General features: G+C 69.2%; 30 protein-coding genes. 14 read left to right on the forward strand and 16 right to left on the reverse strand.

Annotated features, from left to right (window positions below):
• Positions 1-97 precede the first annotated feature (97 nt).
• The 6 genes from ACVCMC_RS03220 to ACVCMC_RS03245 all read left to right on the forward strand — a co-directional run bounded on the left by ACVCMC_RS03220 (position 98) and on the right by ACVCMC_RS03245 (position 4,545).
• The gene (locus tag ACVCMC_RS03220; RefSeq protein ID WP_447098658.1) at positions 98-871 is read left to right on the forward strand and encodes a class I SAM-dependent methyltransferase; all 774 of its coding nucleotides are present in this window, start codon (positions 98-100) and stop codon (positions 869-871) included.
• Between the two features lie 106 nt (positions 872-977).
• The gene (locus ACVCMC_RS03225; RefSeq protein ID WP_447098659.1) at positions 978-1,166 is read left to right on the forward strand and encodes an oxidoreductase-like domain-containing protein; all 189 of its coding nucleotides are present in this window, start codon (positions 978-980) and stop codon (positions 1,164-1,166) included.
• Between the two features lie 29 nt (positions 1,167-1,195).
• Positions 1,196-1,966, forward strand: a complete 771-nt coding sequence (locus ACVCMC_RS03230; protein ID WP_447098660.1) for a dimethylarginine dimethylaminohydrolase family protein — start codon at positions 1,196-1,198, stop codon at positions 1,964-1,966.
• Positions 1,967-2,096: 130 nt separating this feature from the next.
• A complete protein-coding gene (locus tag ACVCMC_RS03235; protein ID WP_447098661.1) occupies positions 2,097-3,344 on the forward strand; it encodes a sensor histidine kinase in 1,248 nt (415 codons plus the stop codon).
• Positions 3,337-4,107: a LytR/AlgR family response regulator transcription factor gene (locus tag ACVCMC_RS03240; RefSeq protein WP_395119124.1), complete on the forward strand. Its 771-nt coding sequence runs from the start codon at positions 3,337-3,339 to the stop codon at positions 4,105-4,107. The genes ACVCMC_RS03235 and ACVCMC_RS03240 overlap by 8 nt, the downstream gene beginning before the upstream one ends.
• A 36-nt stretch (positions 4,108-4,143) precedes the next feature.
• A complete protein-coding gene (locus tag ACVCMC_RS03245) occupies positions 4,144-4,545 on the forward strand; it encodes a hypothetical protein (protein WP_447098662.1) in 402 nt (133 codons plus the stop codon).
• Positions 4,546-4,739: 194 nt separating this feature from the next.
• Here the strand turns inward: ACVCMC_RS03245 and ACVCMC_RS03250 are convergent, their stop codons facing one another.
• Positions 4,740-5,792 (reverse strand): HDOD domain-containing protein, encoded by a 1,053-nt coding sequence (locus ACVCMC_RS03250; RefSeq protein WP_447098663.1) that lies wholly within the window; start codon positions 5,790-5,792, stop codon positions 4,740-4,742.
• Positions 5,793-5,949: 157 nt separating this feature from the next.
• Here ACVCMC_RS03250 and ACVCMC_RS03255 point away from each other — a divergent pair, with 157 nt between their 5' ends.
• Both ACVCMC_RS03255 and ACVCMC_RS03260 read left to right on the forward strand, forming a co-directional pair.
• Positions 5,950-6,933, forward strand: a complete 984-nt coding sequence (locus tag ACVCMC_RS03255; protein ID WP_447098664.1) for an LLM class flavin-dependent oxidoreductase — start codon at positions 5,950-5,952, stop codon at positions 6,931-6,933.
• A 73-nt stretch (positions 6,934-7,006) separates the two neighbouring features.
• Positions 7,007-7,864, forward strand: a complete 858-nt coding sequence (locus ACVCMC_RS03260) for a PA4780 family RIO1-like protein kinase (protein ID WP_395119116.1) — start codon at positions 7,007-7,009, stop codon at positions 7,862-7,864.
• Between the two features lie 59 nt (positions 7,865-7,923).
• Here ACVCMC_RS03260 and ACVCMC_RS03265 read toward each other — a convergent pair whose 3' ends face one another.
• Positions 7,924-8,358 carry an FKBP-type peptidyl-prolyl cis-trans isomerase gene (locus ACVCMC_RS03265; RefSeq protein WP_447098665.1) on the reverse strand — a complete coding sequence of 145 codons (435 nt, stop codon included), beginning with the start codon at positions 8,356-8,358 and terminating at the stop codon, positions 7,924-7,926.
• A gap of 210 nt (positions 8,359-8,568) precedes the next feature.
• Positions 8,569-9,126 carry a YaeQ family protein gene (locus tag ACVCMC_RS03270; protein ID WP_395119112.1) on the reverse strand — a complete coding sequence of 186 codons (558 nt, stop codon included), beginning with the start codon at positions 9,124-9,126 and terminating at the stop codon, positions 8,569-8,571.
• Between the two features lie 83 nt (positions 9,127-9,209).
• Between ACVCMC_RS03270 and ACVCMC_RS03275 the strand changes: the two genes are divergently transcribed.
• The gene (locus ACVCMC_RS03275; protein WP_447098666.1) at positions 9,210-10,106 is read left to right on the forward strand and encodes a pseudouridine synthase; all 897 of its coding nucleotides are present in this window, start codon (positions 9,210-9,212) and stop codon (positions 10,104-10,106) included.
• Positions 10,107-10,232: 126 nt separating this feature from the next.
• On the opposite strand, the gene nth is transcribed toward ACVCMC_RS03275, so the two are convergent.
• On the reverse strand, positions 10,233-10,871 hold the full coding sequence (nth, locus tag ACVCMC_RS03280) for an endonuclease III (protein WP_447098667.1): 639 nt from the start codon (positions 10,869-10,871) through the stop codon (positions 10,233-10,235).
• A complete protein-coding gene (gene rsxB, locus ACVCMC_RS03285; RefSeq protein WP_447098668.1) occupies positions 10,868-11,476 on the reverse strand; it encodes an electron transport complex subunit RsxB in 609 nt (202 codons plus the stop codon). Before rsxB ends, nth begins: the two co-directional genes overlap by 4 nt.
• Before the next feature lie 71 nt (positions 11,477-11,547).
• Here rsxB and ACVCMC_RS03290 point away from each other — a divergent pair, with 71 nt between their 5' ends.
• Complete coding sequence (locus tag ACVCMC_RS03290) at positions 11,548-11,835, forward strand: hypothetical protein (RefSeq protein WP_395119104.1); 288 nt, start codon at positions 11,548-11,550, stop codon at positions 11,833-11,835.
• Positions 11,836-11,921: 86 nt separating this feature from the next.
• On the opposite strand, the gene metG is transcribed toward ACVCMC_RS03290, so the two are convergent.
• The 3 genes from metG to ACVCMC_RS03305 all read right to left on the reverse strand — a co-directional run bounded on the left by metG (position 11,922) and on the right by ACVCMC_RS03305 (position 14,962).
• Positions 11,922-14,048, reverse strand: coding sequence for a methionine--tRNA ligase (gene metG / locus ACVCMC_RS03295; protein ID WP_447098669.1), 2,127 nt, complete (start codon positions 14,046-14,048; stop codon positions 11,922-11,924).
• A 190-nt stretch (positions 14,049-14,238) separates the two neighbouring features.
• Positions 14,239-14,388 carry a hypothetical protein gene (locus tag ACVCMC_RS03300; protein ID WP_447098670.1) on the reverse strand — a complete coding sequence of 50 codons (150 nt, stop codon included), beginning with the start codon at positions 14,386-14,388 and terminating at the stop codon, positions 14,239-14,241.
• A gap of 109 nt (positions 14,389-14,497) precedes the next feature.
• Positions 14,498-14,962: a DUF2147 domain-containing protein gene (locus ACVCMC_RS03305; RefSeq protein ID WP_395119095.1), complete on the reverse strand. Its 465-nt coding sequence runs from the start codon at positions 14,960-14,962 to the stop codon at positions 14,498-14,500.
• 171 nt (positions 14,963-15,133) lie between these two features.
• On the opposite strand from ACVCMC_RS03305, the gene apbC reads away from it, so the two are divergent.
• The 4 genes from apbC to ACVCMC_RS03325 all read left to right on the forward strand — a co-directional run bounded on the left by apbC (position 15,134) and on the right by ACVCMC_RS03325 (position 18,085).
• Positions 15,134-16,228, forward strand: coding sequence for an iron-sulfur cluster carrier protein ApbC (apbC, locus tag ACVCMC_RS03310; RefSeq protein ID WP_447098671.1), 1,095 nt, complete (start codon positions 15,134-15,136; stop codon positions 16,226-16,228).
• Entirely contained in the window at positions 16,225-16,767 is a 543-nt protein-coding gene (locus ACVCMC_RS03315; protein ID WP_447098672.1) for an NADPH-dependent FMN reductase, read from the forward strand. Before apbC ends, ACVCMC_RS03315 begins: the two co-directional genes overlap by 4 nt.
• A gap of 177 nt (positions 16,768-16,944) precedes the next feature.
• Positions 16,945-17,511 carry a dCTP deaminase gene (dcd, locus tag ACVCMC_RS03320; protein ID WP_447098673.1) on the forward strand — a complete coding sequence of 189 codons (567 nt, stop codon included), beginning with the start codon at positions 16,945-16,947 and terminating at the stop codon, positions 17,509-17,511.
• 94 nt (positions 17,512-17,605) lie between these two features.
• Entirely contained in the window at positions 17,606-18,085 is a 480-nt protein-coding gene (locus ACVCMC_RS03325) for a hypothetical protein (RefSeq protein WP_395119087.1), read from the forward strand.
• A 66-nt stretch (positions 18,086-18,151) separates the two neighbouring features.
• On the opposite strand, the gene pcp is transcribed toward ACVCMC_RS03325, so the two are convergent.
• Genes pcp through ACVCMC_RS03365 form a run of 8 tightly spaced genes read right to left on the reverse strand, consistent with a single transcriptional unit; the run spans position 18,152 to position 24,025 of the window.
• Positions 18,152-18,808 carry a pyroglutamyl-peptidase I gene (gene pcp / locus ACVCMC_RS03330; RefSeq protein ID WP_395119085.1) on the reverse strand — a complete coding sequence of 219 codons (657 nt, stop codon included), beginning with the start codon at positions 18,806-18,808 and terminating at the stop codon, positions 18,152-18,154.
• Positions 18,809-18,822: 14 nt separating this feature from the next.
• Complete coding sequence (locus ACVCMC_RS03335; RefSeq protein ID WP_447098674.1) at positions 18,823-19,791, reverse strand: 5-oxoproline transporter, DUF979 family subunit; 969 nt, start codon at positions 19,789-19,791, stop codon at positions 18,823-18,825.
• Positions 19,792-19,793: 2 nt separating this feature from the next.
• The gene (locus tag ACVCMC_RS03340) at positions 19,794-20,483 is read right to left on the reverse strand and encodes a DUF969 domain-containing protein (protein WP_447098675.1); all 690 of its coding nucleotides are present in this window, start codon (positions 20,481-20,483) and stop codon (positions 19,794-19,796) included.
• Positions 20,480-21,244 (reverse strand): LamB/YcsF family protein, encoded by a 765-nt coding sequence (locus ACVCMC_RS03345; RefSeq protein ID WP_395119079.1) that lies wholly within the window; start codon positions 21,242-21,244, stop codon positions 20,480-20,482. Before ACVCMC_RS03345 ends, ACVCMC_RS03340 begins: the two co-directional genes overlap by 4 nt.
• Before the next feature lie 10 nt (positions 21,245-21,254).
• A complete protein-coding gene (locus tag ACVCMC_RS03350) occupies positions 21,255-22,235 on the reverse strand; it encodes a 5-oxoprolinase subunit C family protein (RefSeq protein ID WP_447098676.1) in 981 nt (326 codons plus the stop codon).
• Positions 22,232-22,939 carry a 5-oxoprolinase subunit PxpB gene (pxpB, locus tag ACVCMC_RS03355; protein WP_447098677.1) on the reverse strand — a complete coding sequence of 236 codons (708 nt, stop codon included), beginning with the start codon at positions 22,937-22,939 and terminating at the stop codon, positions 22,232-22,234. Before pxpB ends, ACVCMC_RS03350 begins: the two co-directional genes overlap by 4 nt.
• Before the next feature lies 1 nt (position 22,940).
• On the reverse strand, positions 22,941-23,360 hold the full coding sequence (locus tag ACVCMC_RS03360; protein WP_447098678.1) for an HIT domain-containing protein: 420 nt from the start codon (positions 23,358-23,360) through the stop codon (positions 22,941-22,943).
• Complete coding sequence (locus ACVCMC_RS03365) at positions 23,357-24,025, reverse strand: dienelactone hydrolase family protein (RefSeq protein ID WP_447098679.1); 669 nt, start codon at positions 24,023-24,025, stop codon at positions 23,357-23,359. Before ACVCMC_RS03365 ends, ACVCMC_RS03360 begins: the two co-directional genes overlap by 4 nt.
• Positions 24,026-24,094 lie beyond the last annotated feature (69 nt).

A 24,094-nucleotide genomic window follows, 5' to 3' on the forward strand; every position in this document is an offset into this window, starting at 1 on the left:
ACCGCAAGCACCATCGCATGCCTGTGCCTGTCGACACAGTGTCATCACGCTCAAAGCGGAGCACAATCGGGAACCCCGCCTGCCGATGGAGTACGCCATGCGCCATGCCATGCTTGCCCTCCTGCTGACCCTTCCGTTCCCCGCCGTGGCGACCGCCCAGGTTGCCGACCTGCACAGCGGCGCGATCACCGCTGCCGTGCAGAAAGGCGTCGACGATCCGGCGCGCGCGGCGGACCGCCACGAGGATGCGCGCCGCAAGCTGGCGCTTGTCATGACCTTCGCCGAGGTCAAGCCCGGCCAGAACGTGCTCGAACTGGTGCCAGGCAGTGGCTACTGGACGCGGGCGTTCAGCGCCATCGTCGGGCCCACGGGCCACGTCTATACCGTCTGGCCGGACGAGATGGGCAAGTACTCCGCCAAGAGCCTGGCCAACTGGCAGAAGCTGGCGGCCACGCCGCACTACGCCAACGTGAGCCTGCTGCAGCAGCCGGCGGCCAAGCTGAGCGTGCCGGTGCCGGTGGACCTGGTATTCACCTCGCAGAACTACCACGACTACCACGACCCGTTCATGGGCCCGGTCGACATGGCCAGCTTCGACAAGCAGGTCTACGACGCGCTCAAGCCCGGCGGCCTGTTCGTGGTGATCGACCACGTCGCCCCCGCCGGCTCCGGCCTGGCCGATACCGACACTCTGCATCGCATCGACCCGGAGGTCGTCAAGCGCGAAGTCGAGGCCGCCGGCTTCGTCTTCGACGGCGAAAGCAATGCCCTGCGCAACCCGGCCGACACGCATGCCACCAAGGTGTTCGACAAGTCGATACGCGGCCACACCGACCAGTTCATCTATCGGTTCCGCAAGCCGGCGAAGTAGGCGTGGTCGAAGGGTACGACATGCAGCGCGTCCAGCTTGCGCCCGTGCCGATGGTATTGCTGCTGGCGAGCAGGGATTCCCGCCAGCGTGCCCCGGGAAGCAGGCCGTGATCGCTGGCGAGCCAACTCCGGACGCTGTCGCCGCCGATCCCCCGCCACAGCGCCCGCCTGAGCCCGACGCCGCCGACTGCTGCGGTGAGGGTTGCGTGCGTTGCGTCTACGACATCCACGACGAAAAACTGGAGCGCTACGAACAGGCACTGGCGGCGTGGCGTGCACGGCATCCGGGGAAATGAGCCCGTTGCCAACCTTTCGGTAGCCATCCATGTGGAACGCCATCACCCGCGCCGTCAGCCCTTCCATCGCCCGTTGCGAGCTGTCGCACCTCGCGCGTGTGCCGATCGACCTGGAGCTCGCACGCATCCAGCACGGCAACTATCTGCGTGCGCTGGAACGCGCCGGCTGTGACGTGCTGGTTCTGCCGGCCGAAGTCGAACTGCCCGATTCGGTGTTCGTCGAGGATGTGGCGATCGTGCTGGACGAGTTGGCCGTGCTGACACGGCCCGGCGCCATGTCACGGCGCGCCGAAGTCGCCACTGTGGCCGACCCGTTGCGTCGATACCGGCCTTTGCAGGCGATCGAGGCCCCGGCCACCCTGGACGGCGGCGATGTGCTGCGCATCGGCCGCACGCTTTATGTCGGCCAATCCGTCCGCAGCAATCCGGATGGACTGGGCCAGTTGCGCAACCGGCTCGCCCCGTTCGGCTATGTCGTCGAAGGCGTGCCCACGCGCGACTGCCTGCATCTGAAATCGGCGGTCACCGCCTTGTCCGATGACAGCGTGGTGCTGCAGCCGGCTTGGGTGGATCGCGAATACTTCGCCGCATTCCACATCATCGAGGTCGATCCCGCCGAAGCGCATGCCGCCAACGTCTTGCGCATCGGCGATGAGCTGATCATGCCGACCAGCTTCCCCCGCACACGACAACGGCTGCTCGATGCCGGCTTTCAGGTGACGACCGTCGACGTGTCCGAACTGCAAAAAGCCGAAGGTGCGGTGACCTGTTGCAGCCTGGTATTTCGTTCGGTGACGTGAGCGCATCGCTGTTTCGCACCCCTGAGTCGGGCTTCCGTCGGCGGCTGCGGCGTTTCGTCGGGCCGCCGGGGATTTCCCGCGTCTCGGCCACTATTCTCGATCGCACTCCCAAGTCAGCGGAACTGTCGTCGTGATCAGAAGCTTCTTCTTCTACCTGCGCCTCATCGTGGCCTGGTACCTGCTGGTGCTGCTGGCGACGTTGTCCGTGAGCTGGATCTGGTCGGGGTTGGGCAGCCTGGTGCAGTTGCTGGGGCTGGTGGTGATCGTGTTCGTGGTGATCCGCGCGCATTCGCACCTGGTGCGGGTGCGCATGATCGCGGGCAAGCTGACCTCGGCGACGCTGGCCACCCGGCAACGGCGGCAGATCGAGGCGCCGTTCGAGGCGGAGGAGGCGTTCGAGCTGCTGGACGCCGCGATTCGCGAGCTGCCGGGCGTGGAGCAGGTGGACCGCGCGCGCAACCACCTGCAGATTCGCGCCACCGCGGTCTACGCCGACCCCTATGACCTGGCGCAGCTGGGGCGCTGGAACCCGATGCGCTGGATCGTCAGCCAGCGCAACCGCATCCTGGCCACGGTCAATCGCGGCGACGGCAGCAGCAGCTTCAGCCTGGTCTGCGAGCCGTGCAGCGCGCCGTGGAGCGACTGGCTGCAGGTGGACGATGGCGTCAACCTGGAGAACCTCGAGGCGATCGCCCGCGCGGTGACGCTCGGCGTGGCCAGCCGCCGCCGCGGCGAGCAGGCGGCGGCGGCGCAGACGGCGACCGAGAAGGAGCTGGCGATCGCCAGGCTCAGCCTGCTGCAGGCGCAGGTGGAGCCGCACTTCCTGTACAACACGCTGGCCAGCGCGCAGGTGCTGGTGCGCAGCGACCCGGCCGGGGCGGATGCGATGCTGGGCCACCTGATCCAGTACCTGCGTCACTCGCTGCCGCGCGCCGACCGCGCGCTCGCCAGCCTGGGCGAGGAACTGGAGCGCTCGCGCGCCTACCTGGCGATCATGAAGATCCGCATGGGCGCACGCCTGAACGTGCAGATCGACGTGCCGGACGAACTGCTGGCCACGCCGCTGCCGCCGATGCTGCTGCAGACCCTGGTGGAAAACGCGATCAAGCACGGCCTGGAGCCGCGGCCCGGCGACGGCACGGTGTGGATCTTCGCGCGCCGGCAGGATGGCCGCCTGGCGGTGACCGTGGCCGACGACGGCAAGGGTTTCGGCGCGCAGGAAAGCGGCGCGGGCATCGGCCTGAAGAACGCGCGCGAACGGCTGAAACTGATCTATGCCGGCCAGGCCAGCCTGGCCATCGCGGCGAACTTCCCGCAGGGCGTCGCCGCCACCATCAACGTGCCGGAGCACTACAACGAGGAGCAGGCCCATGGCTAAGGGTGTGATCGCCGAAGACGAGGTCTTGCTGCGCCAGTCGCTGCGTGCCGCGCTGGAGACGGCATGGCCGCAGCTGGACATCGTCGCCGAGTGCGAGGACGGCGCCAGCGCGCTGGAGGCGATCGTCGAGCATCGGCCCGAAGTGGCCTTCCTCGACATCCGCATGCCCGGCCTCACCGGCCTCGAAGTCGCCACCGCCGCGGCCGAAGCGTGCCCGGCCACCCAGGTGGTGTTCGTCACCGCGTATGACCAGTACGCCATCGACGCCTTCGAGCGCGGCGCGATCGACTACCTGCTCAAGCCGGTCGTCCCGGAACGGTTGCGCGCCACCGTGGAGCGCGTGCAGTCGCGCGTGGGCGCGGATCGGTCCGACACTGCCTCGCTGGCCGACCTGGTCCGGCAGATCGGCAGCCGGCTGGGGCCGGCGCGCCAGCAACCGCCGCTGAGCTGGGTCACCGCCAGCACGGGGCGGGAGACGCGGCTGATCCTGCTCGACGACGTCGCCTATTTCCGCGCGGACAACAAGTACACCACCGTGGTCACCGCCGAGGGCGAGGCGCTGCTGCGCACGCCGATCCGCGAACTGCTGGAGGTGCTCGACCCGACCGTGTTCAAGCAGATCCACCGCGGCACCGTGATCAACATGAAGGCGGTCGCCGCCGTCACCCGCGACGACACCGGCAAGGGCATCGTGCGCCTGCGCGAGCGGCCGGAAACGCTCAGCGTGAGCGCGCCGTTCATGACCCTGTTTCGCAACATGTAACTGCCGCGTTCGCAACGGTTTGTCGGGAGGACGGCCATGCACTATCTCATCGCGCTGATCTGGCTGGTGCTCTCGCTGGCCGGGGTGGAGGGCTACGGCAGCCAGTCGCATGCCACGCGCGCCAGCGTCAACGGCGTCGACGTGCTTTACAGCCGTACGCGGATTGTGGCCGACATCGCCGACATCACCTGCGTGCGCAGCGCCAGCGGGCGTTGCCATTACCGTTTGCTGGCGTGCCCGACGCCGGCCGCGCACGCGACCAAGGCGCCGGCCTGCGAGCAGGCCGGCGCACGGCAGTTCGTGCTGGCGAGCGGAGCAAGCCGGGACGTCGCGGGCCTGCCCGCACGCTTCATGCTTTGCGTGGGTGCCGGCGACGGCGGCGTCGGCGCGGAATGCAACATGCTTTCCGCATCGCGTTCGCCGCTTGCCGGCTGGTGAGCGGCGGAGCTACTTGTCCTTCTTTTTTTCTTGCTTGGCGGCGCGCTTTTCCTTCAGCGTTTTCTCCGGCTTCTTCTTTTCGCTCTTCTTCGAATCCATGCCCTTGCTCATGCGCGGCTCCTCGATGTGGACGATGGTGGTGGCGGCAAGTCTAGGCGTTTCCTCGACCAAACGGGAGTCGTTGCCGTCGCCGATCAGGCCGTGGCCACGCCGGCGGCGAAGTGCTGGCCGAGGTCGCGCTGGCAGCGTGCGAGCACGGCCGGCGGCATGACGCCCGGCCAGCTGTGCGCCAGGTCCGCATCGGCGGGGAACTCGCCGTTTTCCACCAGCAGGCTCAGGCTGGCCAGACTGTCGGCCACCGCCAGCGCGCGGCCCAGCGGCGAGGTGGCTGCGCTGACCTCGCCCTGGCACTCGGCCAGGGCGCCGAGCACGCGCGCCGGCAGCCCCCATTGGCGGGCAGCCTGCAGCGAGAGTTGCGCGGCCAGCATCGCGCAGTGCCGCACGAAGCCCGCCGACAACGGCGGTGGCGGCGCCCCGGGCAGCAGTTGATCCAGCAGGCGCACCACCGCGCCCGTACCGGCATGGCGCACGATCCCGGCCAGATAGGCCTCGAACGCATCGCAGCCGGTGGTGCGCCCCAGCCACGCGCAGGCATGCGCGCAGCGTTCCGCGTGGCCCCACAGGCGCCCGCCTGCCGCGTGGCCCATGCTGCCGGTGTTGCCCTGCAGGATCGGCTTCATCACGTGCAGGGTGATCACCCGGCGCAGGCCGTCCTGGCCGAGCAGCACCACCGCCTGTTGCAGGCTGCTGATCGGTTGTGCCGAACGGTAGAACACGGTGCTGGTGGCGCGCATGACCTCGCCCACCATCAGCGGGTCGCGGCCGACCAGCTTGGCCAGTTCGGCGCCTGCAGCCTCGTCGCTCTTGAGGGTGCGCAGCAGTTGCGGCAGCACGGTCGGCAGGCGCGGCAGGCTGCGCAGGTCGAAGCGAGCGCCGAGCAGCTCCAGTCGCCGCAGCAGGGCCGCTTCGGCCGGCAGCGGGTCATCCTGGCGGGGCGGCGGCAGGCCGAGCACGAGCCGGTGGAAGCGCTCGTCGATCAAGGCCAGCGACGGCGTTTCCGTCGCGGCGTGGGCGACGGCGGGCGACGGGACGGCGGCAGGGGCCGGCGACCGCGCCTTGCTGGCGCGCTGCGGACTGGCCTTTGCCTTGCGTCGCGAAAACACGCGCCGCCACATGTTTCCCACCATGGGGACTGCCCCTCTGTCGCGCCGTGTCGTCGATGGTTCGCTCCCGTTAGCGGCCGCGCGGCGGGAAAGTTGAGCCGACGGCCGCCGCGCGTGGCTGTGGCTGGCAATGAACCGGTTCGCCCCCAGATAGGGTGCTTCCGTCATCCGGGATTGCGCCATGATTCCATTTTCCATCCTCGACCTGGCCCCGATCACCGAAGGCAGCGACGCGGGCCAGGCCTTCCGCAACACGCTGGACCTGGCGCAGCTGGGCGAGCGGCTCGGCTACCGGCGCTACTGGCTGGCCGAGCACCACAACATGCCCGGCATCGCCAGCGCGGCCACCGCCGTGCTGATCGGCCATGTCGCCGCCGGCACCTCGACGATCCGCGTGGGCGCCGGCGGCATCATGCTGCCCAACCACGCGCCGTTGCAGGTGGCCGAGGCGTTCGGCACGCTGGCCTCGCTGCATCCGGGCCGCATCGATCTGGGCCTGGGGCGTGCGCCGGGCACCGACCAGCCCACGGCGCGGGCGCTGCGCCGCTACTTCGACAGCGCCGACGCGTTCCCGCAGGACGTGCTGGAGCTGCTTGGCTATTTCGAGCCGGCGCAGCCCGGCCAGCCGGTGCGCGCGGTGCCCGGCGCCGGCATCGAGGTGCCGGTGTGGCTGCTGGGGTCGAGCCTGTTCAGTGCGCGGCTGGCGGCGCAGCTGGGGTTGCCGTTCGCGTTCGCCTCGCACTTCGCGCCGGATGCGATGGACGAGGCGCTGGCGTTGTATCGGCGCAACTTCGTGCCCTCGGCGCGGTTGCAGCAGCCGTATGCGATGCTCGGCATCAACGTGGTCGCCGCCGACAGCGACGCCGAGGCGCGGCGATTGTTCACCACCCAGCAGCAGAGCTTCATCAACCTGCGTCGCGGCAAGCCCGGCCTGATCCCGCCGCCGATCGACGACATCGAGGCGTACTGGACGCCGCCGGAGAAGCTGATGGTCGAGCGCGCTCTGGCCTGCGCGGTGGTCGGCGATGCGGTCACGGTGAAGGAGGGCATCGCGGCCTTCGTGGCCCGCCACCGGCCGGACGAGTTGATGCTGACTGCCAACATCTTCGAGCACTCGGCGCGACGACATTCGTTCGAGATCGCCGCGGCGGCACGCGAGGCATGAGCTTCGCCACGGATGCGGTCGGCGTCGGCCATAATGGGCGTTCCCCCGTCGACGCATTGAAGCCACGCCACCGATGAAAACCCCCAAGGGCCTGCAGGAGCTGATCGACGACGGCATGATCGACCAGGTGCTCAGGCCGCTCAAGAGCGGCAAGGAAGCCTCGGTGTATGTCGTGCGCTGCGGCGACGAGGTGCGCTGCGCCAAGGTCTACAAGGACATGGCCCAGCGCAGCTTCCAGGCGCGCGTGCAATACCAGGAAGGGCGCAAGGTACGCGGCAGCCGACAGGCGCGGGCGATGGGCAAGGCGACGAAGTTCGGCCGCCGCGAGGCCGAGGAGGCATGGAAGAATGCCGAGGTCGACGCCCTGTACCAGCTGGCCGCCGCCGGCGTGCGCGTGCCGCGGCCGTACGGCTACTTCAACGGCGTGCTGGTGATGGAACTGGTCACCGATGCGGACGGCCATTCCGCGCCGCGGCTCGGCGAGGTCGAACTGTCCGCCGACGAGGCGCGCGCGTATCACCGCTTCCTGATGCAGCAGGTGGCCCGCATGCTGTGCGTGGGGCTGATCCATGGCGACCTGTCCGAGTACAACGTGCTGGTCGGCCCGCACGGCCCGGTCATCATAGACCTGCCGCAGGCGGTCAGCGCGGCGGGCAACAACAGCGCGCGCACGATGCTGCGGCGTGACGTGGGCAACATCACCATCAGCCTGTCGCGCTTCGCGCCCGAGCTGCTGGACACCCACTACGGCGAGGAGATGTGGGCGCTGTACGAACTGGGCGAGCTGCATCCCGATACCGAACTGACCGGCCGGTTCGAGTTCGACGAGCACATCGCCGACGTCGACAGCGTGATGCAGTCGATCATCGACGCCCGCGAGGAAGCGATCATCCGCCAGCAGGGCAGGGAAGCGGCGGAGCGGGAATTGTAGGAGCGCCCGGTGGGTCGCCAATCACGATGGCGGGCACTGCCCGCCGGGGTCGAGCCGCCTCAGGGCTTCTGGACGTCCAAAAGCTCGACGTCGAACACCAGCGAGGCGTTCGGCGGGATGTCGTCGCCGGCGCCGCGCGCGCCGTAGCCCAGCGCGGCGGGGATCAGCAGGGTGCGCTTGCCGCCCACGCGCATGCCGGCCACGCCCTGGTCCCAGCCGGCGATGACGTTGCCGGCGCCGAGCACGAAGGAGAACGGCTCGCCATGATCGCGCGAGCTGTCGAACTGGCTGCCGTGCTTGTTGCCGGCAGTTTCGTCGTACAGCCAGCCGGTGTAGTGCACGGTGACCTTCATGCCCGCCATGGCCTCGGCGCCGGTGCCGACCTTGCTGTCGACGACGGTGAGCTGGTCCACGCTGCCGCGGGTTTGTTGCGGCGCCGGCGCCGAGCAGGCGACGAGCGAAATCAGGGCGAACAGGGAAAGCAACCAGCGCATGGAAAGACTCCTGGGCAAGGGGGCAGCGGATGTCCCGATCAAGTCTCGGGTTTGGCATTCCGACTTTCGTCGGGGCGAGAACCGGATGGGGTTTTTCTTGAGGGAGCCGCGATTATCCGGCAATCGACCGGCGCGTGCCTGCCGCGGTGAGCTCGCACGGGTCAGGCTGCCGCCGTGCCGGCGATAGCGGACCAGCAGCCGACATGCCGGTCAGCTCACTGCTTCGGCGCTCGCCATGCGGATCTGCGGATCGACCGCCACGGCATCGGCATCGTTCATCAGTTGCAGCTGGCCGTCCTGGATCAGCACCTGCAGGCGCATGCCCCGCTGCAGCAGGGTGACCAGTGCGGCGACGGTGTCGGCGCTGATGTCCAGCACGCTGAGATTGCGGTGGCGAGCCAGCGTGGCGGCGTGGCGGTTCCACCAGAGCTCCGCCGCGTTGCCGCCGTAATTGATCACCACCACCTGGCGCGCACGGCCGCAGGCCTTGCGGACGCGCGTCTCGTCGGGCTGACCCACGTCGATCCACAACTCGATCTCGTCGGTATACGCCTTGCGCCACAGCGCCGGCTCGTCCTCGTCGCTGAGGCCCTTGCCGAACTCCAACCGCTCGTCCGCATGCATGGCGAACGCGAGCAGCCGCACCATCAGGCGCTCCTCGGTTTCCGACGGGTGGCGCGCCAGGGTCAGCGCATGGGTGGCGTAGTAATGCCGGTCCATGTCGCTGATCTGCAGTTCGACCTTGTAGATGGTGGAGTTGAGTGCCATGCGCATGCCGGAGGACAACAGCCGAGCATTGTACGCGGCATGGCGCCGACCTGCCGCCGACCTGCGGCTAGACTGGCCCGATCATGCCGAACGTTCCTTTCCGTCCTGACCGTGGCGCCAGCACGGTGCACCTGCCGCCAGGGTCCTGGCGAAGCGCGCTCGACGCGCTGTGCGCGCACTTTCCCGCGATCAGTCGTGCGCAATGGCTGGATCGGATCGCGCGCGGCCGCGTGCTGGACGGGGATGGCGTGGCGATCGACGCGCAGGTGCCGTACCGCGCGGGAATGCGCCTCCACTACTACCGCGAGGTGGCGGACGAGGCGGAGATACCGTTCGTCGAGACGATCCTGCACGCCGATGAGCATCTGGTGGTGGCGGACAAGCCGCACTTCCTGCCGGTGACGCCCGCCGGCGCCTACGTCGAGCAGACGCTGTTGCGGCGGCTGATGCGGCGGCTCGGCAATCCGCAACTGGTGCCCCTGCACCGGATCGATCGCGCCACCGCAGGGCTGGTGCTGTTTTCGGCCAACCCGGCCAGCCGCGCGTCTTACCAGGCGCTGTTTCGCCAACGGCGCATCGACAAATGGTACGAAGCGTTGGCGCCGGCCTTGCCGGCAGAGGTTTTCCCGCTGTGCCGGCGCTCACGCATCGTGCGGGGCGAACCGTTCTTCCGCATGACCGAAGCCGGGGGCGAACCCAACAGCGAGACCCGCATCGAGGTGATCGAACGCGGCGGCATCGACTGGCGCTATGCGCTGCGTCCGGTGACCGGGCGCAAACACCAGTTGCGCATCCACATGGCGGCGCTGGGCGCGCCGATCCGCAATGACCCGCTGTATCCCGAACTGGCCGTCGCAGCCGCGGACGACTATCGACGTCCACTGAAGCTGCTGGCGCGGGAGCTGGCGTTCGTCGATCCGCTGTCGGGCGAATTCCGCCGCTTCCGCAGCGGGTTGACGCTCGGCGACGATCTCGCCTGATCGAGGTGGGGCCGGCGGGCGATGCCCGCCCTACGCCTGCACTTGTCACGATGAGCGCCCGAATGCCTACAAGGGCCAGGCGGGTCGTAGGGCGGGCACCGCCCGCCGGTCCGTGCCGCGGTGTGGCTACTCCGCCGGCGTCTTGTGCTTGTAGCGGCACAGGTCGCGGATCACGCAGTGCGGGCAATCCGGCTTGCGCGCCTTGCACACGTAGCGCCCGTGCAGGATCAGCCAGTGGTGGGCGTCCTGCCTGAACTCGGCCGGGATCACCTTGACCAGCTTGTCCTCCACCGTGCGCACGTCCTTGCCGGGCGCCAGCCCGGTGCGGTTGGCGACGCGGAAGATGTGCGTGTCGACCGCGATGGTCGGCTCGCCGAAGGCGGTATTGAGCACCACGTTGGCGGTCTTGCGGCCCACGCCGGGCAGCGCTTCCAGCGCCTCGCGGGTACGCGGCACCTCGCCGCCGTGCTGCTCGATCAGCAGCCGGCACAGCGCGATCACGTTCCTGGCCTTGGCGTTGAACAGGCCGATCGTGCTGATGTAGCGCTTCAGCCCATCCTCGCCGAGGTCGAGGATGGCCTGCGGTGTGTTCGCCACCGGATAGAGCTTGCGGGTCGCCTTGTTCACGCCAACGTCGGTGGCCTGCGCCGACAGCACCACCGCCACCAGCAACTCGAACGGGGTGCCGTACAGCAGCTCGGTGGTCGGATGCGGGTCGAGTTCGCGCAGGCGCGTGAACAGTTCCACCACGTCGGCGCGCTTCATGAGGACTTCTTCGCCTTCGCGCGTGCCAGCGCCGCCAGCACCGGATTGGTCGACGCGGCGGCATCCACCGCGGCCTTGCGTGCGGCCAGCTCGGCGTCACGCTCGGCGCGTTCGCGCGCCAGCCGGGCGCCGCGGCGCTGGAAGTGAGCGCGTGCGGCATCCGCGTGCGCCTGATCGATCTGCCCCATCGGCATCGGCACCAGTTCGATGCAATCCACCGGGCACGCCGGCACGCACAGCTCGCAACCGGTGCAATCGTCGGCGAGCACGGTGTGCATCAGTTTCGGCGCGCCGATGATGGCGTCGACCGGGCAGGCCTGGATGCATTTGGTGCAGCCGATGCAATCGGCTTCCACGATGCGCGCAAGCATGCGTGGCTTCTCGATGCCGCAGGCGGGGTCCAGCGGCAGCGGTGGCCGGCCCAGCAAGTTCGCCAGTTTCGCGATGCCGGCCGCGCCGCCGGGCGGGCAGCGGTTGATCGCCGCCTCGCCACGCGCGATCGCCTCGGCATACGGCCGGCAGCCGTGGTAGCCGCATTGCTCGCACTGCGTCTGCGGCAGCAGCGCGTCGATGCGGTCGGCCAGGACGGCGATGGGATCACTCATGCGCGGTGCGGGGTGGGCGATAATCGACGCCCATTGTCCCGCAATTGCCGATCACTTGTTGGAGTGTCGCCATGAAACCGTCGTTCCTCGCTTCCCTGTTGCTGGCTGCCGTGCTCGGTGCCGGCGGCTCGATCCTCCTGACCCATGCCGGCACGGCGCAGGCGCAATCGAGCGCCACCGCCGACACGGTGACCGTCTTCGTCGACGCCACGCTGGGTTTCCGCAAGAAGCACATGGCGAACCAGCTCACGAAATCCCACGCCGACTACGCCGCGCGCGGCTACCGCTACGTGGACATGGCGCCGTACAACGAGAACGGCGACCTGGTCGGCTTCTTCGTGACCTACACGAGGCAGTGAACGGTCCGCTGTATCGAGGGCGGGAGCGCACCGCGTGCGCTCCTGCGGGTCGCTCGCCGTAAGGTGGGCAGTGCCCGCCCTGCGTGTCAGCGCACGCTGGCGCCGGGCCTGGCGCCCTGGTCGGCATCGAGCAGGAACAGGTCGCTGCCGCCGTCGCCGGCGGACAGGATCATGCCTTCGGACAGGCCGAAGCGCATCTTGCGCGGGGCCAGGTTGGCGATGAACACCACGTTGCGGCCGACCAGTTTTTCCGGTTCGGCGTAGGCGGCGCGGATGCCGGAGAAGATCTGCCGCTTGCCGAGTTCGCCGGCGTCCAGTTCGAAGCGCAGCAGCTTGTCCGAGCCTTCCACGAATTCGCAGGTGGTGACCTTGCCGATGCGCAGGTCGAGCTTGGCGAAGTCGTCGATGGAGATGAGGCCGGGATTCGCCCCTTCGACAGGCTCGGGACGGTGGATCCCGGATTCGGGGTTCGTCACGGCAGATTTCGACTTGTCGTTCATGGATTTCTTCGCCGGGGCAGCCGGCGCGGCGGGAACGGATGCGCCAAGCGATTCCCTGGAGGCCTCGACCATCGCCTCGATGCGCTTGGCATCGAGGCGGGCCAGCAGCGGCTCGAAGGTGTTGACGCGGTGGCCGTGCAGTTCGCGGCGGGCGTCGTCGAAGCTGGCGACGGGTGCGGCGAGGAATTGTTCGGCGGCTGCCACGGTGGCCGGCAGCACCGGCTTGAGCAAGCCTGACAGCAGGCGGAAGCCGTGCAGGGCCAGCGTGCAGACCTGCTGCAGTTCGGCGCGGCGGGCGTCGTCCTTGGCGATCAGCCACGGCGCCCTGGTGGCGATGTAGCCGTTGACCAGGTCGGCGATGGCGACGAAACGACGAGTCACCTCGGCGAACTCGCCGGCGTCGTACAGCGCGTCGACGCCGTCGTAGTGCGACAGCAGGGTTTGCCACAGCGCCGCTTCCTCCGCCTCGAAACGGTCGGCCAGCCTGCCGTCGAAAAACTTCTGCACGAAGCCGGCGGTGCGGCTGGCGATGTTCACCCACTTGCCGATCAGGTGCGAGTTGACCCGTTCCTCGAATGCCTTGAGATCGAGGTCCACGTCGACCGGCGCCGCGCTGAGCATGGTGGCGAAGTTGTAGCGCAGGAATTCCGGGTGGATGCCGGCGTCGAGATAGGTGCGCGCCTGGATGAAGGTGCCGCGCGACTTGGACATCTTGGCTCCGTTCACCGTCAGGTAGCCGTTGACGTGCAACGCGGTGGGCGTGCGGAAACCCGCGCCATGCAGCATCGCCGGCCAGAACAGGCCGTGGAAGTTGATGATGTCCTTGCCGATGAAGTGATGCATCTCGGCGGTGCTGTCGGGGCCGAGGAAGTCGTCGAACTTCAGGCCGGTCCTGTCGCACAGCGCCTTGAAGCTGGCCAGGTAGCCGACCGGCGCATCCAGCCACACGTAGAAGAACTTGCCCGGCGCGTCGGGGATCGGGAAGCCGAAGTAGGGCGCGTCACGCGAGATGTCCCAGTCCTTCAGGCCGCCATCCAGCCATTCGCGCAGCTTGGCGGCGACGCCGCTGTCGGCCACCGGCTTGCCTTGGGTGAACTTGCCGGCGAACCAGTCGCGCAGCAGCGATTCGAACTTGCCCAGCTCGAAGAAGTAGTGCTCCGAACCGCGCAGCACCGGGGTGGCGCCGGACATCACCGAATACGGGTTGATCAGGTCGGTGGGCGCATAGGTGGCGCCGCAGTTTTCGCAGTTGTCGCCGTACTGGTCCGGCGTGCCGCATTTCGGGCAGGTGCCCTTGATGTAGCGGTCCGGCAGGAACATCTGCTTCTCGGGATCGAACAGCTGCTGGATGTTGCGCCTGGCGATGCAGCCGCTGTCGCGCAGGCGCGTGTAGATCAGCGAGGCCAGCTCGCGATTCTCGTCCGAGTGGGTCGTGTGGTAGTGGTCGAAGCTGAAGTGGAAATCGCCGAAATCGGCTTCATGACCTGCCCGGATGCCCGCGATGAAGGCCTCCGGCGTCATCCCGGCCTTCTCGGCGGCCAGCATGATCGGCGTGCCGTGCGCGTCGTCCGCCGCCACGAAATGCACCTCGTTGCCCATCATCCGCTGCGCACGCACCCAGATGTCGGCCTGGATGTAGCCCAGCATGTGGCCCAGGTGCAGCGGACCGTTCGCGTAGGGCAGGGCGTGGGTGACGAGCAGGCGACGACTCATGGGTTGCGTGGCTTCCTTGGGGGGACTGCGCATTATGGCATGCGCCCCCGCCGGTATTGGCCGTCCGGATGGCCATGCCGCAGCGCGCGCGGACTTTGCTCGCCGGGGATTCCGGTGCGGTGGTGCAGAGCGCCTGGCTGCTGTCGCGGGTTGCTGGAGCGCATGTGGGCAGAGTCCTTTCGGCCACGGATCACGGCAGCCTTGCGCCGGGGCCGCGCACCACGCGGCTGGTTTTCCTCGCCTTGGGCATCGGCATGGCAGCCATCGTGCCGGTGATGTTCGGCGCGGTCGGGCGTTTGCCCGGGGCGTCGCCCAGGGTCTCGCTGGCCACGGTGACCATGCCGGGTTACGCCGGCTCAGCGGTGCGGACGCCGGCCGTGCACACAAGAACGCCCCGCACCGGTCGGCGGTGCGGGGCGTGGTCGAAGGTCAATCGACGCAGCGGATGGTCAGGGCTGGCGTTCCCACTGCTGCGAGCGGCCGACCCAGGAAAAGCCGATGTAGCCGCGCACGTTGAGCTTCTGGCCGCCGTCGAGCATCGACAGCTTCACCTTGTAGACCTTGCCGGTCTTCGGGTCGAGGATGTGACCGCCGCTCCAGACGTCGCCATCCTGGTGCACGCCCCACATGATGTTCATGCCTTCGATCGGCTTGTCCTTGCGCTCGCCGTCGCACTTCTTGCACAGCGCCACCTCGCCGTCGCGGGCGATATCCGAAGGGCTGCGGTTGAGCAGCTTGACGATGGTGGCCTTCAGCTCGCCATTCTCGTCGGTGATCTGCACGATCGACTTGGCCTGGCCGCTTTCGTCGTCGATGGTTTTCCAGTTGCCCACGGGGGTGTCGTTGGCGGCCAGTGCCGAACCGGCGGCGAGCAGCAGGCAGGTGGCGAAGGCAAAGCGTCGTGCTGACTTCATGGCGTCTCTCCCGTACGAAAGCGTATGGAATCGAGACTGGCGAGGTTCGGCGAGGTCGTCAAGCTGCATTGCGCCATGGCTGCCGGTGCGCCGGTGAGGCGCTGATCTGTGTCAGCCGGCCGTCTGCGGCGCGCTGGCATAATGGGCGTCTCTCTCGACGACCGAACCGACATGACGCAGGTGAATGAAGCCCTGGTCCGCCAGATCCTGGGCGGGCTGATCGACACCCACACCGGTGCCCCGCTGGGCGAGGCCGTGCGCGCCGTGGGCGTCGACGGCGGCCGGGTTTCGGTGGACCTGCAGCTTGGCTATCCCGCCGCCAGCGCGATCGGGGCGATCACCGCGCGGGTGCGCGAGGCGTTGCAGGCCGATCCGGGCATCGAGTCGGCGACGGTGTCGATCACCAGCCGCATCCACGTGCACAAGGTGCAGGGCACGCTGGGGCCGCTGCCGAACGTGAAGAACATCATCGTGGTCGCCTCGGGCAAGGGCGGCGTGGGCAAGTCCACCGTGTCGGCCAACCTGGCGCTGGCGCTGCAGGCCGAGGGCGCGAAGGTGGGCGTGATGGACGCGGACATCTACGGCCCCAGCCAGCCCACCATGCTCGGCGTGCACGGCAAGCCGGCCTCGCCCGATGGCAAGAGCATCCTGCCGATGCAGGCGCACGGCATGCCGGTGATGTCGATCGGCTTCCTCGTCGAAGAGGACACGCCGATGATCTGGCGCGGCCCGATGGTGACCCAGGCGATGATGCAGCTGATCACCGACACCCGCTGGGAACAGCTCGACTACCTGGTCATCGACCTGCCTCCGGGCACCGGCGATATCCAGCTCACGCTGTCGCAGAAAGTGCCGGTGGCTGGCGCGGTGATCGTCACCACGCCGCAGGACATCGCCCTGCTGGACGCGCGCAAGGCGCTCAAGATGTTCGAGAAGGTCGAGGTGCCGGTGCTTGGCGTGGTGGAGAACATGGCCACCCACGTCTGCTCCAACTGCGGCCACGAGGAGAACATCTTCGGTGAAGGCGGCGGCGAGCGCATGGCCACGCAGTACGGCGCGGCCTACCTCGGCTCGCTGCCGCTGGACATCCGCATCCGCGAGCAGACCGATGGCGGCAACCCCACGGTGGCGGCGATCCCCGATTCCGACCTTGCTGCCCGCTACCGCGAGATCGCCCGCAATACCGCCGGCCGGCTGTCGCGCCAGCCGCGCAACAAGTCGCTGGGCCTGGGCAAGATCGTGGTGCAGGGCGTGCCCTCTGCATGACGGCGCCGCGGCGCGTGCTGTGCCTGTGCGGCAGCTTGCGCCGGGTATCGTCGAATCGCGCCGCGCTGGAAGCCGCGCACCAACTGGCCGCAGCGCCGCTCGAACTGGTGCTGCACGACGGGCTGGGCGCGCTGCCGCCGTTCAATCCGGATGACGAGGTCGATCCGCTGCCGCCCCCGGTGCTGGCGTTGCGCGAAGCAGTCGGCGCCGCGGATGCCTTGCTGATCGCCTGCCCCGAATACGCCCACGGCGTGCCCGGCGCGTTCAAGAACCTGCTCGACTGGCTGGTCGGCAGCCTGGAGTTTCCCGGCAAGCCGGTGCTGCTGCTGAACACGGCCGCGCGCGGTTCGCACCATGCGCAGGAGGCACTGGCCGAGATCCTGTTCACCATGTCGGCCCGGTTGCTGGCGGCACGGCCCGTGCCGGTGGCATTGCCGGGCGCCGGCTGCACCGCGGCGCAGGTGCTGGCCAGCGCGGAACGCTGCGCGGAATTGCACGCAGCGCTGGACCTCCTGGCCGCGCTTCCACCCCGCCCGTAGGAGCCCGCTGGCGGGCGATGCTCCTGGCCGGGATTCGGGGTTCGCAAGAGTATCGCCCGCCAGCGGGCTCCTACGGGTGACGAAGGCCAGCCGGCTGGCGTGGCGGTACCCCGACCATGTATTTTTGCCGCTTTGCGCCCGGTTGGTTCGGGCTGCCCGCAATCGACCGGAGAGCGCGTGAGCATCAAATCCGACAAGTGGATCCGCCGCATGGCCGAGGGCCAGGGCATGATCGAGCCGTTCGAGCCGGGCCAGGTCAAGCAGAACGACAGCGGGCGCATCGTTTCCTACGGCACCTCCAGCTACGGCTACGACGTGCGCTGTGCGCGCGAGTTCAAGATCTTCACCAACATCAACTCGACCATCGTCGATCCCAAGGCATTCGACCCGAACAGCTTTGTCGACGTGGCCTCGGACGTGTGCATCATCCCGCCCAACTCGTTCGCGCTGGCGCGCACGGTGGAGTACTTCCGCATCCCGCGCAACGTGCTGGTGGTGTGCCTGGGCAAGAGCACCTACGCGCGCTGCGGCATCATCGTCAACGTGACGCCGCTGGAACCGGAGTGGGAGGGGCACGTGACGCTGGAGTTCTCCAACACCACGCCGCTGCCGGCGAAGATCTACGCCAACGAGGGCGTGGCGCAGATGCTGTTCTTCGAGTCCGACGAGGAGTGCGAGACCAGCTACAAGGACCGTGGCGGCAAGTACCAGGGCCAGCAGGGCGTGACCCTGCCGCGTACCTGACCCCGCCTGCCTGAACGGCGGCGCGCGGCAACCGCCGTCGGCGCCACGGACTGCTAGACTTCACCGTTGCCACGACGCCTTCCGGGAGAGCTGCATGAGCCGAATGTCCACCCTGCTTGTCCGCATGTCCGCCGCGATCGTGCTGGGCAGCGTGTTGCTGCTGGCCGGTTGCCACCGCAACCAGGTCAAGAACGAGCAGCACCTGGCGGCGTCGATGAAGGGCGAATTCAGCCTGACCATGCAGGCGTACAAGGACGGGCAATTCCTGATCGATGGCGCGGTGCTCTCGGCGCTCGACGCCGGCAGTCACTTCGCCTACCTGCGCGACCAGGGCAAGCTGCCCGCGAAAGTGCTGTTGATCGACAGCGACGAGGCCAAGGTCGGCAAGAAGCATCTGCAGTATCTGGCCCGCATGTCGATCGACTACGGCTTTGCCGCGTATTTCTTCGACCACAAGGGCCGCCTCACCCAGATCAGCCCGGTCGACGTCAAGGCGCGCAAACTGGAGGACCACCAGCAGCGCGCGCAGCCGTCCAGCGACGGCGGCGGCTACGAGCCCTCGCAGCAGCACTGAACCGCCGCGACCGCGGCACCGCGAAAAGCCCGTGGCGCGAGCCGCGGGCTTTTTGTCGAACGGCGATCAGGCGATCGTGCCGCCGCCGAGGCGCAGGTCGGCGTGCGTGACGGCCGCCACCCGCAGCGCGATCTCCAGGCCGCGCACCATGTCGTCCAGTGCCATGCTGGGCGCGCCGGGCCGCGATGCGGCCTGCAGCGGCAGCCACGGGATGTGGATGAAGCCGGCGCGCACGCGGCGCTTGGGCGCGCTCCAGTGCAGCGCTGCGTAGGCGAGGTGGTTGCACACGTAGGTGCCGGCCGTGTGCGAGATCGCGGCGGGCAGTCCGGCCTCGTGCAGGGCCGCCAGCATCGCCTTCAGCGGCAGGGTGCTGAAGTAGGCCGCGGGCGCGCCGGGGATCACCGGTTCGTCGATCGGTTGGGCGCCGGCGTTGTCGGGAATCCGCGCATCCTGCAGGTTGATCGCCACGCGTTCCAGCGACAACTGCGCGCGCCCGCCAGCCTGGCCCACGCCCAGCACGATCGCCGGCGTCGTTTCCCGCAGGGCGGCCTTGAGCAGGCGCAGCGAGGCGGCGAACTCGGTCGGGATTTGCCGCGCCACCACCCGATGCCCGCCGATGCGCCGCCCGTGCAGGGCGCGCGCGGCTTCCCACGAGGGGTTGACCGTCTCGCCGCCGAACGGGTCGAAGCCGGTCAACAGGATACGTGGCAGGGTTTTGCTCATCGGGCCTCGCGCGTTCATCGAAACACCAGCAGCCACATCATGGTGAACGTGCTGGCGAAGATCCACAGCGCGCTCCAGGCCTGCGCCTTGATCACGCCGTAGGGGTTGCGCAATTCCAGCAGCGCCGCCGGCACCAGGTTGAAGTCGGCCGCCATCGGCGTCAGCAGGGTGCCGCAGTAGCCGCACAGCATGCCCATCGCGCCGAGGATCGCCGGGTGCGCGCCGTGCTGCTGGATCAGCAGCGGCAGGCCGATGCCGGCCATCATCACCGGAAAGGCGGCAAACGCGTTGCCCATGATGACGGTGAACAGCACCATGCCCAGCGCGAACACCGCCAGTGCCGCGGTGGCGTTGCCGGTGGGCAGGAAATCGGTGGCGATCGCGGCGATCGCCGCGCCCACGCCGCTTTGCGTGAACACCTGGCCCAGCGCGGCCAGCAGCAGCGGCAGCAGGGCGGCCCAGCCGATCGCGTCGAGCAATCGCCGGCCCTCGGCCACACCTTCGTGCACCGGCGTGCGCGCCACCCTTGCGGCGGCCAGCAGGGCGATCACGCAGGCCAGCGCCAGCCCGGTCAGCGTCATCTGCGACTGGGCGAACAATGCGAACTGCCCGATCACCAGGTAGCCGCCGAACAACGCCACCAGCAGGGTCACCAGCGGAATCAGCAGGGCTGGCCCGAACAGCCGGTGGCCGAGTTCGATCGCCGACTGCAGGCGTTGTTCGGCGCTGCGGTTTTCCGGATGCGCCTGGCGGCGCAGCCGCGGCGCCAGGCAGGCCAGTGCGATCACGCCGATGCCGGCGATCTGCGCGGGCAGGGCGTTGCCGGCCGCCGACTGCGCCAGGATGAAATCCCCGGCGCCGAACAGCAGGCCCAGCACGATCCAGAAGGCGGCATGCCAGCGGTGGCCGTCGCGCAAATTGCGCCAGCCGCTGTAGAGCAGGAAGGCGGCGATCAGCCAGTACGCGTGTTCGATCCGCAGCATGCTCAGGCGCCCCGCTCGCGGCGGGCGGCGCGTCGTTGCAGCCGGCGCTGATACAGCCAGATGCGTACCGACTGGATGACGAACGCCGCCACCGCCGTGGGCAGCGCCCACAGCGCGATCGCCAGCGGGCTCAGCTCGATGCCGTGCTGGGTATAGAAGCCCTGGATCAGCAGCACCGCGCCCAGCGCGATGAACACGTCCTCGCCGAAGAAACGGCCGATGTTGTCGGTGGCCGCGGCGACCGCGCGCAGCTCCTCGCGATCGTCCTGGTCCAGCCCGGGCAGGATCTTCTGCGCCGCGGCCTCGCCCATCGGCGCAAGCAGCGGACGCACGGTCTGCGCCGGGCCGGCCACGCCGGTCAGGCCCATCGTGGCCAGCAACTGGCGCAGCAGCAGGTAGCCGATCAGCAGCCGCGCCAGGGTCAGGTTCTGCAATCGCGCCATCCAGCGCTGGGCGTGTTCGCGCAGGCCGGCGCGCTCGAGCAGGCCGATCGCCGGCAAGGTCAGCACGAACAGCAGCAGCATGCGCTGCGACACGAAACTGTTGCCCAGCAGGGCGAGCAGGTCGGCCACCGACAGGCCCGCCAGCAGTCCGCTGACCAGGGCCGCCACCACCACGACCGGCACCGCGTTGAAGCGCAGCGCGAAGCCGATCACGATCACCGCCACGCCGAGCAGGGGCCAGTAGTTCATGCCTCACCCGTTGCCGTGATGGTCACCCCGGCCGCTTCCAGCCCGGCGCGCAGGCTGCGCGCCAGGCGTGCGGCATGTACGCCGTCGCCGTGCAGGCACAGCGTGTCGGCGCGCATGGCGATGGTGCTGCCGTCGATGGCGGTGACGGTGCCGTCGAGCGCGATCTGCAAGGCCTGCGCAGTGGCCAGTCCGGCATCATCGATCACCGCACCGGCTTCGCTGCGCGGCTGCAGCGTGCCATCCGGCCGGTAGCGACGGTCGGCGAATGCCTCGGCGGCCACCGCCAGGCCCTGCGCCGCGCCCGCGTCGACCAGTGCCGATCCGCTCAGGCCGAACAGCCGCAGGCGCGGGTCGAACTGGCACACCGCCGCGGCGATCGCATCGGCCAGCGCGCGATCGCGCGCCGCCATGTTGTACAGCGCGCCATGCGGCTTGACGTGGCTCAGCCGGGTGCCGGCGGCGTGAGCGAAGCCGTGCAGCGCGCCGAGCTGGTACAGCGTCATCGCGTGCACCTCGGCGGGTGTCACGCGCATCTCGCGGCGGCCGAAGCCCTGCAGGTCGGGCAGCGAGACGTGGGCGCCGATCGCCACGCCGCGCTCCATCGCGGCGGCCACGGTCTGCTGCATGGTCATGAAGTCGCCGGCGTGGAAGCCGCAGGCGAGGTTGGCCGAGCTGACCACATCGAGCAGCGCAGCGTCCTCGCCCATTCGCCAGGCGCCGAACGATTCGCCGAGGTCGCCATTGAGGTCGATGCGCGTCATGCAAGGCCAGTCATGCGAGGAGGAGTCCGTCGTGTTGCAGTCGTCGCGCGATCTGCCGGTACAGGGCGTCGAGCGCGTGCTCGCGGCGCCGCAGGCGATCGGCAGCCTGTTCCAGTGTGCCACGGCGAAAGCATACGGGATCGCCCGGCCGGCGTTGCGCCAGGCGCGGAAGATCCGCCGCGGCAAGCTGGCCGATGCGCGGATAGCCGCCGGTCACCGGCGCCTCGGCCATCAGCACGATCGGCTGGCCGGACGGCGGCAGTTGCATCGTGCCGGGCAGGGTTGCCTCGGAGATCAGTTCCAGCGGTGCGCACAGCTGCAGGCGTGCTCCGTCCAGACGGCTGGCGGTGCGGTTGCTGTCGCTGGCGACGCGGAAAGTGCCGGTGTGCAGTGCTTGCCGCGACGCCTCGTCGAGTTGCGCGTGGTGGCTGCCGGGCAGCAGCATGAGCGGCGTTTGCGCGAAGTCGAACCATGGCCGCGGGTCGAGTCGCCATGGCAGGGCGTGGGGATGGTTCGCCGGCGCCGCGCTGCTGGCGGCGTTGCCGACCGGCAGCGTGTCGCCGGTTCGCAGTGCGCGGCCGAGCCCGGCGTGCAGGTCGCTGCTGCGGCTGCCCAGCACGGCGGCCACGTCGAAACCCCCGCGCACGGCCAGGTAGCTGCGGCAGCCGGCGGCCATGCGGCCCAGTTGCAGCACGCTGCCAGCGGGCAGCCAGCAGGCTGTCCAGGTCGGCAAGTCGGTGTCGCCGGCCCGGGCGGCGATCGGCGCACCGGTGATCGCGATCCACGCCGCGTGTTCGAAGCGCAGGGTCGGACCGAGCAGGGTGCATTCGAGCGCCGCCTCGTCGCCGCGGTTGCCGACCAGCGCGTTGGCCAGGCGCCAGGCCGGCAGGTCCATCGCGCCGGCGCGGCCCACGCCGATCGCTGCATGGCCGGGGCGGCCGCGATCCTGCAGCGTACCGAGCAGGCCGGGCTTGAGCACGCGCACGCTCATCGGTGCCGCACCGCATCGAGGTCGGCGAATTCCTCCGCGTCGATCGCGCGGAAGCGCACGCGGTCGCCGGCGGCCAGCAGCGAAGGTTCGCTTGCGTCGGCGTCGAACAGGCGCAGCGGCGTGCGCCCGATCAGATGCCAGCCGCCGGGCAGTTCGGCCGGATAGATGCCGGTCTGCGCGCCGCCGATCGCGACGCTGCCGGCAGGCACGCGGGTGCGCGGGTCGCGTCGGCGCGGCATCGCCAGCGTGGGATCGAGCCCCAGCAGGTAGGGGAAGCCGGGCGCGAAGCCGAGCATCGCCACGCGGTAGTCGACGCCGACGTGGCGAGCCACCACCACCGTCCCGGACAGGCCCAGGTGCTGCGCCAGTTCATGCAGATCCGGGCCGTGCGGGCCGCCATAGCACACGGGGATTTCGTGGATGCGGCCAGCGCCGGCCGGCGCGTGGCGGGTTTCCAGCGCGATGCGCGCGGCCCGTTCCACGCGCTGGTGCGCACTCGCCGCCTCGTCGCCTTGCCACGCCGCCGGCGCGAATCGCAACAGCACGCTGGCATAGGCTGGCACGCATTCCAGCGAAGGCAGATCCCGCAGCGCGGCCACGGCAGCGTGCACGCGGTCGTTGAGCACCGGCTCGATGCGGTCGCCGAAGCGCAGCAGCAGCGCATCCTCGGCCAGCGGCTCGAACTGGATCGCGTCGGCCGGCACGCTAGCCGCGCGCCGCGAGTGCTTGCCGCAGCGCGGTCATCCGCTCGTGCAGCACGGCTTCGGCGCAGGGCTCGCGCTGGCCGTGGCCCCACACCGGGCCGGGCCAGCCGGCATCGCCCTCGCGACGCGCCACCACGTGCACGTGCAACTGCCGCACGATGTTGCCCAGCGCGCCCAGGTTGAGCTTGTCGCACGGCATCGCCGCACGCAGGGCGGCGGCGGCGCGGTTGACTTCGTGCCACAGCGTGGCCTGTTCGCCCTCGTCCAGGTCGGCGATCTCGACCAGGCCGTCGCGGCGCGGCACCAGCACCAGCCAGCCGTAGCGCGCGTCATCCATCAGGCGCACGTCGCACAGCGGCAGCGAGGCGAGCAGGCGGGTGTCGGCGGCCAGCCGCGGGTCGAGGGTGAACGCCTCGCTCATGCGTTGGCCAGGTGCTTGTCGAAGAAGGCCAGCGTGCGCTGCAGCGCCAGTTTGGCGCTGGCTTCGTGATACGCCTTGCTGCCATCGCGGTTGAACGCGTGGTCCGCCGGGTAGGTGAACAGTTCCATCTGCGGCAGCGCCACGCGATGTTTCTCCACCATCTCCGGCGTGATGTTCTGATCCTTCTCGCCGAAATGGAACATCACCGGCGCCCTGGGCGCCTCGTGCAGGAACGGCAGGTTGCGCGCGCCGTAGTAGCTCACCGACGGCAGCCCCAGGCGCAGCGCGGCGAGCAGGGCGACGGTGCCGCCCCAGCAGTAGCCGACCGTGCCGATTTTCCCCGCCGAGGAAATGGCCTCGGCGGCGCTGGCGACGTCCTCGACGGCACGCTCCAGCCCCAGCTCGTTGACCAGGTTGCGGCCCTTGTTGGTGCCGACCTGGTCATAGGCCAGTTCCACGCCGCTTTCCAGGTGGTCGAAGAACGCGGGCGCGATCGCGGTATAGCCGAGCGCGGCGAAGTGGTCGACCACCCGGCGGATGTGCGCGGTGACGCCGTAGATTTCCTGGATCACCACCAGGCCGCCCTTGGGCTTGCCCTCGGCGGTGGCCATGTAGGCGCCGATGCAATGGGTGCCGCCGGTGGGGATGGTGATGTCCTGGCCCATGGCTCTGCCTCGATCAGTTGCCGATGCGGCGATGGTAACCGCAGCGGCGAGGGCGTGGCCGTCACGTAT

The organism is Rhodanobacter sp. UC4452_H20, assembly GCF_052978205.1.